The following is an 11,609-nucleotide window of genomic DNA, read 5'->3' as shown; positions in this document are numbered from 1 at the left end:
ATCAGTCATTTCGCCTAAATACGACGCCTTTGCTTCAGATAAACAATCATACCAGCAAGCACAGACAGCACGTGTACGTCGTGTCTACTAGTGGTTGTAAGAAGCCTGGCGGAGTTTGCCGCCGGTCCGGGGACATGCGATGGACGGCGCCATGTCCACCCTCGATGCAGTCCGGCGTGCCCAATACTGGCTGTCGCAAGTCGGCAAGTCTCGGGCGCGAAACCCGCGTCTGCTCGTTCTCGGCGTCTGCCAGGCCGGCACGGTGGCGCGGGCCATGCGCTACCTCCTGCCCGACGCGCAGGTGGATTTCCTCTCCGTCTTCACCCTCGGCCGCCGCTTTCGCCGCCTCGCGGACGTGATCGCGCGGGCCGACCGCTACGATGCCGTCTTCACCAACATTTACCTGCCGCCCTTCCGCGACGGCGGGACGATCCTCGATCTGCGGGCCCGGCCGAACGTCCACGTCATCCCGACCGTGGCCTTCGCGGCGTATCACCCGGACGTGGTGTCCATCGGCGTGCAGAACCATGCGACCCTGCGTGGCCTCATCTCCGGCCCGATGGGGCATTCGCACTCGGCGGTGACGCTCTTCGCCTACCTCGCCGGCTTCTCGCAGGCCCAGGCCCTGCGGTTGTTCAACGAGGCGGTGTTCGAGCGGCTCGGCTATTACGAGTTCTGGGACAAGTCCGTGGCGAGCCTGCGCCGGCTCGGCAGCGAGGCGGGCTACGATCTCGACGGGCATCTCACCCGCTGGGTGCGGCGCGGCTGCTTCATGCACTCGACCAACCACCCGAAGCTCTACGTGATGAGCGACATCGCGCGGGGGCTGCTCGGAAAGGCCGGCATCGGCTTCGAGGAATGCGACCTCGATGCGTTCCTGCCTGATGACCTCGGGGGCATGGGAAGCTGGCCGGTCTATCCCGAGATCGCCCAGCATTACGGCGTGCCGGGCAGCGCGCTGTTCTTCAAGGCCGAGACGCCCCGCTCCGGCCCTGCCCGCACGATGACCCGTGTCGCCTATGTCGCCGCCGCCTATGCCTATTACGACAACCGGCCGAAGGAGGTTCTGGTGAGCCAGCGCGTCCAGGCCTGGCGGGGGGATGCGCCGACGGTCGAGTTCCTGCGCCGCGCGGCCGGGCACCGGGAGGAAGCGCCCCTTGCGGCACGGCGCGGGGTACGTGCCTTGGCGGGGTCCATCGTCGCAGGGTAGCGCCGACGCCTTGGTCGCCCCTGCGGGGGATTGTAAGTTGCGACGACTTGGCACCTTCGGCCCGAACCGGCGTTGACGGGCTGGCCCACACCCGACCCCTTCCCGCAGTGATGTGCTCCCTCGCTCGCCCGTCCGGGCGCACACTCCTCACCCTTGCGGCCTCGGCGGGCACGCTCGCCCTCGCGCGCTATTTCCGCAGCGAGACGACCGATCCCCTGCCGGCCGCCCTGCCGGGGACGCGCGAGAGCGTGGCGGACCAGCAGGTCGGGTCGATCTCCTATTATGCCTCGCCGGAGGGAAGCGGGCGTCCGCTCCTGCTGATTCACTCGATCAACGCCGCCGGCAGCGCCTACGAGACCCGACCCCTCTACCTGCATTACCGCGAGACGCGGCCCGTCTACGCCCTTGACCTGCCGGGCTTCGGCTTCTCCGAGCGCAGCCGGCGCCGCTACACACCGCGCCTCATGGCCGAGGCGATCCACGCCGTCACGGCGCAGATCCGCGCCCGGCACGGCGGCGACGCCGTCGATGCCATGGCGATCTCGCTCTCCTGCGCGTATCTCGCCAAGGCCTGCCTCGCCCGGCCGGCGGACTACGCCACCCTCGGCCTCATCAGCCCCACGGGCTTCGACGGGCGTCTCTCCGGCGAAGGGCCGCCGGACGGGCATCGCGGACGGGACATCGTGCGCGGTCTGCTCGACAGGCCCCTCGTCGGGCCTGCCCTGTTCGGGGCGCTGGCGAGCCGGGTGAGCATCCGCTTCTTTCTGGAGAAGACCTTCGGCGCGACGAAGATCGACGAGGGGCTGCTCGATTACGCCTACGCCACGGCGCACCAGCCGGGGGCGGAGCATGCGCCGTACTGCTTCATCGCCGGGCACCTGTTCCCGACCGACTCGACGCTGCTCTACGACCGCCTGCGCCTGCCGGTCTGGATGATCCACGGCCAGCGAGGCGACTTCGTGGATTACCGCCTCGCCCCGCGCTTCGCCGACCGTCGCAACTGGCGGATCGATACGGTGCCGACCGGCGCGCTGCCGCAATTCGAGCGGCTGCGCGCCGTGACGGCCTGTTACGACAGCTTCCTCGGGGCGATCAGGCTTCCTCCCCGACAGGGGTGATGCGGTAGCGCAGCCAGACGGTGCCGTCGTCGAGTTGCTCGCAGGATTTTAGATCGAGCTTGCGACGCTTCCCCATCGAATCGGATTCCTCGCCGCGAAAGTCGAACACGGCCGGCGTCCCGGAGACGCCATCGACGGCCGGCGCCAGGAGCAGGCTGAGTTCGTCGATCACCCCGGCTTGCAGCATCGAGCCGTTGATGTGCCCGCCACCCTCGACGAGCAGGCGCTCGATGCCGAACAGCGCCTTCAGCTTGCGCACCGCCAGTGCGAAATCGACCTCGCGCTCCCCGGCGAACAGGTAGGATTGGCCGCCGGCCTTGAGCGCCCGCAGGTGCTCGTCGGGCACCGATTCCGTCAGCACCACGACCACGTGGTCCCCGGTGATGTCGTTGCGGGCGCCCCAATCGAGCCGGCCGCGCGCGTCGAGGGCGATGGCGTAGCCCTTCGCGTCGTGCGTCGCGACATGGTCCTCGCGCGGCACCGGCACGCCGTCGTCGGCGGGGGCCTGCGGCAGCGGGTCGGCGCTGTCGGCATAGCCCTGCATGGTGATGCGCCCGCACATCCAGGCATCGCCGCCGAGTTCGGCATGGATGCGCTCGTAATGCCGGTCGGCATCGGCCAGCCAGCGGCGGACCTTGATCCGCCCATCGACGGAACTCGTCATGTGGCAGAGGACGTAGGGGCGGTCGGGGTGGGGATTGTCCATGATCGGCTCGGGTCACGTCGCGAGAGCCGGTATCGCTCCGGCGGCGCGATTGGTTCCGGCGCGGATCAGGAGAGCATCCGCGTGTCGCCGTCGATGGCGATGGCCTGCCCCGAGATCGTACGCCCCCGGTGCGAGGCGAGCAGCAGGATCTGGTCGGCGAGTTGCCGCGCGGTGACGTATTCCTTCATCGACACGAAGGAGAAGGCCCGCGCCTCCATCTCGGCGAAGCTCGTGCCCTGCTGCTGTGCCTTGGCTTCGAGCACGCGCCGCTGCCGATCCCCCGCCACGAGGCCGGGCAGGATCGCATTCACGCGGATGCCCGCCTCGCCGAGTTCGATGGCGAGTGACTTCGTGAAGCCGATCACCCCCCATTTCGCCGCCGCGTAGGGGCTGCGCAGGGCGAAGCCGAACCTGCCGGCCGCCGAGGACAGGTTGACGATGGAGGCGTTGTCGCTTGCCCGAAGGTAGGGCACCGCCAGCCGGGCGCAGTTGAACTGGCTCGTCAGGCACACGGTCAGGCAGCGATCCCATTCCTCGGGGGCGATGTCCTCGACCCGGCCGGTCGGCCCGGCGATGCCGGCGTTGTTCACCAGCACATCGAGCCCGCCGAGATCGGACACCGCCGCCTCCATCATCGCCGCGACCTGATCGCGCTCGCCGACATCGGTGCGGCAGCGACCCACGCCGGCGGGCAGGCCGGCGAGGGCAGCTTCATCGACATCGCAGGTGAAGACCCGCGCGCCCTCTTCGAGGAAGGCCTCGACGATGGCCCGCCCGATGCCGTTGGCGCCCGCCGTAACCAGCACGCGCAAACCGTTGATGCCGAGGTCCATGATGCGTCCTATGGGTTCAGGGGATGGCGGTGGCTGGAAGGGCGCCGCGCGAGAGGATGAAGTCCGCCGCATCGCCGATATCGGCGGCGATGGCGGCTTCCGCCGCCGGGCCGTCCCGCGCCTCGATGGCGCCGAGCACTTCGGCGTGGCGGCGGATGGCGAAACCCTGCCGCAGCCTCTCGGGATACGCCCTCAAATCTAGATTCAGCACCGGCCCGGCCTTCAGCCACAGGCGGGCAATGATCTCCCGGAGCGGTTGCAGACCGCAGGCGGCATAGATCGCAAAATGCAGATCACGGTTCAGCGCGACCGCGCGGGCGCCATCGGGCTGTGCCGTTTCCGCCAGCGAGCGGAAAGACGCCTCCGCCCGGCGGATCGCCGCCAGTTCTTCGCCGCTGCGTCGCATCGCAGCCCGCGACGCGGCCATGCCCTCGACCGCCATGCGCGTCTCGGCCAGTTCGCGGAACGCCCTGGCGCTGAGGATCGGGACCCGCAGGGCGCGGTTCAGCGCGACCTCCAGGGCGCCGTCCGAAGCCAGCCGGCTCACGGCCTCGCGCACCGGCATCACCGACACCCCGAGCGCCGCCGCCGTCTGGCGCAACGAGAGCTTGTCGCCGGGCGCGAGACGCCCGGAGGCCAGGAGATCGCACAGGGCGTCGTAAGCGGTGTCCGCGAGGGTGCGCCGCTCGATCTGCGGGAGATCCGCGAGGGCTCTGGGTGAACTCATGTGCCAACTCTAGACGAAAGCTGCAGTATCACGCTAGTGATGTGTGATCACAGTTCGGGCGGCTACGCGAGGATCGGGATTTGTGTCGGAAGGTACCGTGGCGGTGACCGAATCCGTTGCCATCGTCGGCGCGGGTCTGATCGGCCGGTCCTGGGCGATGATCTTCGCCCGCGCCGGCTGGGACGTGCGCCTGTTCGACAAGGCCGAGGGCGTCGCCGCCGGGGCGGTGCCGCTCTGCGCCGAGGGCTTGCGGACGCTCGCCGCCCACGGTCTTTGCGACGATTCCGAGGGCGCCGCCGGCCGCATCCGGGCGGTGCCGAGCCTCGCCGACGCCCTGTCCGGCTGCACCTTCGTGCAGGAGAACGGGCCGGAACTGGCCGAGGTGAAGCGCGCCCTCTTCGCGGAGATGGACGTCCTCGCGCCGCCGGAGACGGTGATCGCCTCGTCCTCCTCCGCGATCCGCTGCTCGCTCCTCACGGAAGACATAGCCGGCAGAGGTCGGTGCCTCATCGGCCATCCGGTGAACCCGCCGCATCTGATCCCGCTCGTGGAGATTTCCGGCGCGCCCTGGACCGATCCGGCAGCCCTGACACGGGCGCGGGACGTCTACGAGGCCATCGGGCAGGTGCCGATCACCGTGCTGAAGGAGGTCGAGGGCTTCATCCTCAACCGGCTTCAGGGGGCGCTGCTGGCGGAAGCCTTCCGTCTCGCCTCGGAGGCCTACGTGACGCCGCAGGATCTCGACCGCACCGTCGCGGACGGGCTTGGCCTGCGCTGGAGCTTCATGGGCCCGTTCGAGACCATCGAATTGAACGCGCCGGGGGGCATCGCGGATTACTGCGCGCGCTACACCGGCTTCTACAAACGCCTCGCCGCCGAGCCTCCGGCGCCCGCCGTCTACGAGCCGACGGCGGTCGAGACGATCCTCGCCCAATGGACTGCGCCCGCCGACCTGCCGGCGCGGATGAAACGACGCGACGCGCGCCTGGCCGCCCTTCGCGCGCACAAGAGCCAGCAGAAGGATTGAGCATGGCCACCCAGCGGAAGGTCATCATCACCTGCGCGGTGACGGGGGCGATCCATACGCCGAGCATGTCCCCCCACCTGCCGGTCTCGCCCGAGGAGATCGCGGACGCCGCCATCGGCGCGGCGGAAGCGGGCGCGGCCATCGTCCACCTGCACGCCCGCGACCCGCAGGACGGGCGCCCGGACCAGAGCCCGGAGGCGTTCGCGAAGTTCCTCCCGGTCATCAAGCAGCGCTCGAACTGCGTCGTGAACCTCACGACGGGCGGCGCGCCGACCATGTCCATCGAGGAGCGCGTCCGCCCCGCCGCCACGTTCAAGCCAGAGGTCGCCTCCCTGAACCTCGGCTCGATGAATTTCGGCCTGTTCGGGATGCTCGACCGCTTCAAGGACCTGAAGCACCAGTGGGAGCGCGACTACCTCGGCAACAAGGACATCATCTTCCGCAATACGTTCGGGCAGATCGAGCACATCCTCACCACCTGCGGCCCGAACGGCACGCGGTTCGAGTTCGAATGCTACGACACCGCGCATCTCTATAATCTCAAATACTTTTTCGACCGTGGCCTCGTGCAGGCGCCGCTGTTCATTCAGACGGTGTTCGGCCTTCAGGGCGGCATTGGCGCCCACCCGGACGACGTGATGCACATGAAGCGCACCGCCGACCGGCTGTTCGGAGATCAGTACCAGTGGTCGGTGCTGGGCGCGGGCCGCAACCAGATGAACATAGCCGCCATGGCCGCCGCGATGGGCGGCAACGTCCGCGTCGGCCTGGAAGACAGCCTCTGGGACGGCCCCGGCAAACTCGCCGAGACCAACGCCGCCCAGGTCCGCAGGGTACGCAGCATCATCGAGGGGTTGGGACTCTCCATCGCCACCCCCGACGAAGCGCGGGAGACGCTGGCGCTGAAGGGCGGGGACAAGGTGGGCTTCTGAGGGTCTTGCTTCGTGAGATGCCCCGGCATATGTCATATCATATGCCGGGGCGATACATGGTACGCGTCGCAAGCTTGTTCATGAACAACCGCAGCCAAGCCGTTCGCATCCCGAAGGAATTCGAGTTGCCGGGCAGCGAGGTCACGATCGAGCGCCAGACGGACGGCAGCCTCGTGATCCGCCCCAGGCTTCACTTGGCTGCCCTCGTGGCGTCTTTCGAGCCGTTGCCGCCCGGCGATATCCTGGATGACATCCCGGAACTCGAGATTGAGGATGTGACGCTGTGAGCGTCGCGCCGCATTACTTGCTCGATACGAACATCCTGTCTGATCTGATCAATCGCGGCCGGACCAGCGTAGTGTCCGCAAAGCTCGACAAGTTCGGCTCCGTCGTGTGTACGAGCGTCGTGGTCGCGGCCGAGATTCGCTACGGTGTCGCGAAGAAGGGCTCCGCGCTTCTGGCGGAACGCGCCGATGCGGTGCTGAAGACCATCCCCATCCGCGCGCTCGGCGATCCCCTGGATCGACACTACGCCGAAATCCGCGTCCATCTGGAGCGCCAAGGGACGCCGATAGGCCCGAACGACCTGCTGATCGCAGCCCAGAGCCGTGCCCTCGACCTGTGTCTGCTGACGGCGAATGTCGGCGAGTTCGGTCGCGTGCCGGGTCTCGCGGTGGAGAATTGGCTCGATCCGCGCGAGCGTTAAGGCACCACGCCGAACACCCGCGTTAGGTCCGCCTCCCCTACCCCCACGATCTCCAACCACTTCACCCGCGCCTGATGGCCGGCAACGACCTTTACGGCGCGGCCGGGCACGTTCAGCGTGCTGGCAATAAGCTTTTCCAGCGCCTCGTTCGCCGCGCCTTCGACCGGCGGCGCCGAGACGCGGACCTTCAGACAGGGCGCGCCGTCCGCGTCGCGCATCCAGCCGTCGATGGCGTCGCGACCGCCGCGCGGAGTGAGCCTGACCGCGAGGCGCGCTGGCTTGTCCGCCTTGGCGGGAGCGCGGGCCATAACGTCAGAAGACCTTGCCTGGGTTCAGCCGGTTGTCGGGGTCCAGCGCCCGCTTGACGAGCCGCATCGTGGCGATCTCCTCCGGCGAGCGCGACAGCTTCAGCTTGCCCCGCTTCATCAGGCCGATCCCGTGCTCGGCCGAAACCGAGCCATTCAAATCTGCCAGCGGCTCGTAGATCGCCGCGTCGATGGCCGCGTTGCCGGCGGCGCCGAGGTCGGTCGTGTTCCAGTGCAGGTTGTTGTCGCCGATATGGCCATAGACCACCGCGCGACAGCCGGGGATCGCGCCCATCCGCGCCAGGGCGCCCTCGACGTAACCGTTCATCGTGTCGAGGGGCACGCTCACGTCGAAGGCGCGTTCGATCCCGTCGGCGTTCATGTTCTCCACGCGGTCGCGGATGCGCCACATCGCCTGCCGCTGCTCCTCGGAAGAGGCGAGCGCCGCGTCGAGCACCGTGCCCTCGCCCATCAGGCGGTCGAGGAGGTCGACGAAGCGGTCCGTTTCCTCCGGAACGCACTCGACTTCGATGATCGCGTAGAACGGGTAGTCCGGCCCGAGCGGCGGGGTGGCGCGGCCGGGCTTGGTCATCAGCCGGTAGAAGTCGGGCCACAGGCCCTCGAAGGAGGAGACGCGGCCCTGGAAGGCCGATTGCGCGGCCCGCAGCAGCCGGGCGCCGTCATCGACGCCGGGGCAGGCGACGAGGGCGGTGACGTAACCCGCCGGCTCCGGCCTCAGGCGCAGCACCGCGCGGGTGACGATGCCCAGCGTGCCCTCCGTGCCGAGGAACAACTGCTTCAGGTCGAGCCCGGTGTTGTTCTTGATGAGCGGACGCATGGACGACACGATGGTGCCGTCCGCGAGCACGGCTTCGAGCCCCAGCACCATCTCGCGCATCATGCCGTAGCGCAGCACGCGCAAGCCGCCGGCATTGGTGGAGATCGTTCCGCCCACGGTGGCGGAGCCGCGCGCGCCGAGATCCAGCGGGAAGAACAGGCCGGCGTCGCGGGCGGCGTTCTGCACCGATTCCACCGTCGCGCCGCTGCCCGCCACCACGGTCATCGACAGGAGATCGATGGGGGCGATGCCGGTCATGCGCTCGGTGGAGAGGGTGATCTGGTCGGTCTCGCAGAGGATGCCGTCCACGAGACCGGTGGCCCCGCCGCGCGGCACGATGCTCACCCCCATTTCCGCGCAGGCCTTCACCACGCCGGCGGTCTCCTCCGTGTCGCGGGGGCGCACGAGGGCAAGGGCGGCGCATGGCTCGGCCGGGCGGGTCCAGGCGGCCGGGCGGCTGCGCAATTCCTCGCCCGTCACGAGGCCGTTCGGCCCGACGATGGCGGCGAGGCGGTCGAGGATCGCGGACGCTTGGGTCATGGCGCGTGAGCTATCATTCGAGTGAGCGTACGGTCACAGCGGAAGGCTGCCTGTGGCGTCGAGCCCTTCGCGGATGGCGCGCTTGGTGATCTTGCCGTAGCCGGATTTCGGCAACTCGTTCCAGAAGAAGATGCGCTTCGGCAGCTTGTAGCGCGCCACCTCGGCCGAGAGCCATGCGATCAGCGCAGCCTCGTCCACCTCTTCGCCGGGCCGAAGGACGCAGACCGCGACGCCGACCTCGCCCCAGGTCGGGTCGGGCACGCCGAGGATCGCGACCTCGGCGATGGCCGGGTGCTTCAGAAGCTTTTCCTCGGTCTCGCGCGGATACACGTTCGAGCCGCCGGAGATGTACATGTCCGAGGCGCGGCCTGTGATGAACAGGAAGCCCTCGGCATCGAGGTGGCCGAGATCGCCCGTGCGGAACCAGCCGTTGCGAAACGCCTCCGCATTGGCTTTCGGGTTGTCGTAATAGCCCGCAAACACCGCCGGGCCGCAGACGCAGATTTCGCCGGTCTCCCCTGCCTGGAGCGAGCGGCCTTCCGCGTCCTGGATGTCGACCTGCATACCCGTGCGCTCGAAGCCGCAGGTGCCGACCTTCACCGCCGGCCCATCCTCGGCGGCGTGAAGGCGCGGCGGCAGCACGGTGATGTTGCCCGTCACCTCGCCGAGGCCGAAATACTGCACCAGCACCGGACCGATGGCCTTCAGCGCCCGCTTCTGATCCTCCCGGTACATCGGCGCACCGGCATAGATGACGTGGCGCAAGCTCGAATGGTCGTGATGCGCCACCGACGGGTGCTCGGTCAGCAGCTTCACGATGGTCGGCACCGTGAACATGTTGGCGATGCGCCATTCCTCGACCAGCGACCACACCTCCGCCGGGTCGAGCCGGTCACCCGCCGTCAGCACCGTCGTCGCTCCGGCGGCGGCCTGCGCCAGTTGGTGGATGCCGGCGCCGTGCGAGAGCGGCGCCACGACGAGGGAGGTGTCGCCCTCCTGCGTGCCCGGCAGCAGGTCACAGAGGTGGTTGGTGATGACGAAGCCCATCTGGCCATGCGTCAGCACCGCCGCCTTGGGCCGCCCGGTCGTGCCGGAGGTGAAGAAGAACCAGCACGGGTCGTCGTGCTCGACATCCGCCGTGGGAGCGGCCTGCCCCGCATGGTCCGCGACGAGGGTGTCGTAATCCTCCCCGAAGGTCGCCCCGCCGATCTCGACCACGATGTCGATGGCGGGGCACTCGGCCCGGATGGCGGCGGCGTGGTCGGGGAAGACGCTGCCGCAGATCATCGCGCGGGCGCCGCTCGCCTTGGCGAGATAGGCGACCTCTGCGGGAGTCTGCCGGTAGTTCGTCGGCACCCAGACGGCGCCGAGCCGGAAGCAGACGAACATCGATTCGAACAACTGGTGGCAGTTGCGCGACTGCACCAGCACCCGGTCGCCCTTCACCACGCCGCGCTGGGCGAGCGCGGCGGCCATGGCATCGACGCGGGAGTCGAGGTCCGCCCATGTCCAGCGGCGTTCGGCCTGAACGAGGCCGAAGCCGTCGCGCAGGCGACGGCCGTTCTTGCGCAGGACATGGGCGAGGTTCATCACCCGCCGCGTGCAGGGGGCGACCCCGCCGCGCGGCGCGGTGGCCGCCATCAGGCGAGCTTCCCCGTGTACTTCTCGAGGATCGACCAGCCCTCTTCGCCGTATCGGCCCTTCCACTCGGTGTAGAAGCCGGCCTTGCGCAGCTTGTCACGGAAGGGTGCCGGGTCGGGCTTGTTGAAGACCAGACCGTTCTTGGTCAGCTCTTCCTGAAGGCTGGCATTGAGCTTGGCAACGTCCTCGCGCTCCTTCATGCCGGCGGCGTTGATGTGCTTGGCCACCATCTCGCGTAAGTCCGGCGGCAGCTTCTCGAAGGCGCGGCGGTTGGCCAGGAACCAATATCCGTCCCACATGTGGTTCGTGAGCGAGCAGTACTTCTGTACCTCGTAGAACTTTGTTGTGGAGATGACCGCCAGCGGGTTCTCCTGCCCTTCCACGATCTTGGTCTGGAGGGCGGAATAGGTCTCGTTCAGGTTGATCGAGGTCGGCGCGGCATCGAACGCCTTGAACATCGAGGTCCAGAGCGGCGACACCGGCACACGGATCTTGAAAGCCTTGAAGTCGTCCGGCACGGCGATGGGCCGGGTCGAGGACGTGGTCTGCCGGTAGCCGTTGTCCCAGATCTTCTCCATGGCGATGAGGTTCGCCTTGGCGATCTGCCCGCGCACCCAGGCGCCGAGCTCACCGTCCATTGCCGCCCAGACTTTGTCGTAGTCCGGGAAGGCGTAGCCGATGCCGTTGATCGAGGCGTTCGGCACGAGCGTCGAGAGGATGAGCGGCGACATCGTGAAGAACTCGACGCCGCCGTTTCGCAGTTGGCTCAGCGTGTCGGTGTCGGAGCCGAGCTGGCTGGTCGGGAAGATCTTCAGGTCGAACCGGCCGCCGCTCTCGGTGCGCAGGGCCTCCGCCATCTCCCGGGCGCGCACATTCATCGGGTGCGTGTCGGGCAGGTTGTTCGCGTATTTGTAGGTGAAATCGGCCCGCTGGGCGCGGGCGACGTGGGGCGCGGCGACTCCGGCGAGCACAGCGGTGGAACCGGCCGACAGAATGCGGCGGCGGGTGAAAAGCATGGCGAACGCC

13 protein-coding genes are annotated in these 11,609 nt (G+C 68.4%); 6 read left to right on the top strand and 7 right to left on the bottom strand.

Features of this window, described 5'->3' with window-relative positions:
- The first annotated feature begins 139 nt into the window (after window positions 1-139).
- On the top strand, window positions 140-1,210 hold the full coding sequence (locus MKK52_RS16965) for a WcbI family polysaccharide biosynthesis putative acetyltransferase (RefSeq protein WP_243955745.1): 1,071 nt from the start codon (window positions 140-142) through the stop codon (window positions 1,208-1,210).
- A 110-nt stretch (window positions 1,211-1,320) separates the two neighbouring features.
- Entirely contained in the window at window positions 1,321-2,328 is a 1,008-nt protein-coding gene (locus tag MKK52_RS16960; protein ID WP_243955890.1) for an alpha/beta fold hydrolase, read from the top strand.
- Here the strand turns inward: MKK52_RS16960 and MKK52_RS16955 are convergent.
- The 3 genes from MKK52_RS16955 to MKK52_RS16945 form a co-directional block, all read right to left on the bottom strand.
- Window positions 2,303-3,034 carry a RibD family protein gene (locus MKK52_RS16955; protein WP_243955744.1) on the bottom strand — a complete coding sequence of 244 codons (732 nt, stop codon included), beginning with the start codon at window positions 3,032-3,034 and terminating at the stop codon, window positions 2,303-2,305. The two genes, MKK52_RS16960 and MKK52_RS16955, sit on opposite strands and share 26 nt — an antisense overlap.
- 65 nt (window positions 3,035-3,099) lie before the next feature.
- A complete protein-coding gene (locus MKK52_RS16950; RefSeq protein ID WP_243955743.1) occupies window positions 3,100-3,867 on the bottom strand; it encodes an SDR family oxidoreductase in 768 nt (255 codons plus the stop codon).
- 16 nt (window positions 3,868-3,883) lie between these two features.
- Complete coding sequence (locus MKK52_RS16945) at window positions 3,884-4,594, bottom strand: GntR family transcriptional regulator (protein WP_243955742.1); 711 nt, start codon at window positions 4,592-4,594, stop codon at window positions 3,884-3,886.
- 103 nt (window positions 4,595-4,697) lie between these two features.
- Here MKK52_RS16945 and MKK52_RS16940 point away from each other — a divergent pair, with 103 nt between their 5' ends.
- The 4 genes from MKK52_RS16940 to MKK52_RS16925 all read left to right on the top strand — a co-directional run bounded on the left by MKK52_RS16940 (window position 4,698) and on the right by MKK52_RS16925 (window position 7,259).
- Window positions 4,698-5,621, top strand: coding sequence for a 3-hydroxyacyl-CoA dehydrogenase (locus MKK52_RS16940; protein WP_243955888.1), 924 nt, complete (start codon window positions 4,698-4,700; stop codon window positions 5,619-5,621).
- A gap of 2 nt (window positions 5,622-5,623) precedes the next feature.
- On the top strand, window positions 5,624-6,553 hold the full coding sequence (locus MKK52_RS16935) for a 3-keto-5-aminohexanoate cleavage protein (protein WP_243955741.1): 930 nt from the start codon (window positions 5,624-5,626) through the stop codon (window positions 6,551-6,553).
- Between the two features lie 80 nt (window positions 6,554-6,633).
- Entirely contained in the window at window positions 6,634-6,840 is a 207-nt protein-coding gene (locus MKK52_RS16930) for an antitoxin (RefSeq protein WP_313898761.1), read from the top strand.
- Entirely contained in the window at window positions 6,837-7,259 is a 423-nt protein-coding gene (locus MKK52_RS16925; RefSeq protein WP_243955740.1) for a type II toxin-antitoxin system VapC family toxin, read from the top strand. The genes MKK52_RS16930 and MKK52_RS16925 overlap by 4 nt, the downstream gene beginning before the upstream one ends.
- Here MKK52_RS16925 and MKK52_RS16920 read toward each other — a convergent pair.
- The 4 genes from MKK52_RS16920 to MKK52_RS16905 are packed head-to-tail and all read right to left on the bottom strand — an operon-like array spanning window position 7,256 to window position 11,599.
- The gene (locus tag MKK52_RS16920; protein WP_243955739.1) at window positions 7,256-7,567 is read right to left on the bottom strand and encodes a DUF167 family protein; all 312 of its coding nucleotides are present in this window, start codon (window positions 7,565-7,567) and stop codon (window positions 7,256-7,258) included. The two genes, MKK52_RS16925 and MKK52_RS16920, sit on opposite strands and share 4 nt — an antisense overlap.
- 4 nt (window positions 7,568-7,571) lie before the next feature.
- Window positions 7,572-8,942 carry an FAD-binding oxidoreductase gene (locus tag MKK52_RS16915; protein ID WP_243955737.1) on the bottom strand — a complete coding sequence of 457 codons (1,371 nt, stop codon included), beginning with the start codon at window positions 8,940-8,942 and terminating at the stop codon, window positions 7,572-7,574.
- 33 nt (window positions 8,943-8,975) lie between these two features.
- A complete protein-coding gene (locus MKK52_RS16910) occupies window positions 8,976-10,583 on the bottom strand; it encodes an acyl-CoA synthetase (protein ID WP_243955735.1) in 1,608 nt (535 codons plus the stop codon).
- Complete coding sequence (locus MKK52_RS16905; RefSeq protein WP_243955734.1) at window positions 10,583-11,599, bottom strand: TRAP transporter substrate-binding protein; 1,017 nt, start codon at window positions 11,597-11,599, stop codon at window positions 10,583-10,585. Before MKK52_RS16905 ends, MKK52_RS16910 begins: the two co-directional genes overlap by 1 nt.
- Between the last annotated feature and the right edge of the window lie 10 nt (window positions 11,600-11,609).

Origin of the sequence: Methylobacterium sp. J-067 (assembly GCF_022829465.1) — a bacterium.
GTDB lineage: Bacteria > Pseudomonadota > Alphaproteobacteria > Rhizobiales > Beijerinckiaceae > Methylobacterium > Methylobacterium litchii.
This window is presented reverse-complemented; position numbering and strand designations above follow the sequence as displayed.